This window comes from Streptococcus sp. HMSC078H12 (assembly GCF_001814615.1).
Classification (GTDB): Bacteria; Bacillota; Bacilli; order Lactobacillales; family Streptococcaceae; genus Streptococcus; species Streptococcus salivarius_F.
The window spans coordinates 1-263 of the sequence record NZ_KV817331.1 but is presented as its reverse complement, the minus strand read 5'-3'; the positions used below and the strand labels follow the sequence as shown (position 1 = coordinate 263).

Here is a 263-nt window from a genome sequence, read left to right as displayed (position 1 = left end):
AGGGTCAGCGGTTCGATCCCGTTAACTCCCATAGGTCCCGTGGTGTAGCGGTTATCACGTCGCCCTGTCACGGCGAAGATCGCGGGTTCGATTCCCGTCGGGACCGTCAAGTAGAAATATTTGAGACTCGTTAGCTCAGTTGGTAGAGCAATTGACTTTTAATCAATGGGTCACTGGTTCGAGCCCAGTACGGGTCATATATGCGGGTGTGGCGGAATTGGCAGACGCACCAGATTTAGGATCTGGCGCTTAACGGCGTGGGG

At 54.4% G+C, this 263-nt stretch carries 2 tRNA genes; both read left to right on the top strand.

Annotation, left to right across the window (positions count from 1 at the left end):
• Window positions 1-33 precede the first annotated feature (33 nt).
• Window positions 34-106: transfer RNA gene (locus tag HMPREF2979_RS06495), tRNA-Asp, on the top strand.
• An 18-nt stretch (window positions 107-124) separates the two neighbouring features.
• A tRNA-Lys gene (locus HMPREF2979_RS06490) sits at window positions 125-197 on the top strand.
• The last annotated feature ends 66 nt before the right edge of the window (window positions 198-263 follow it).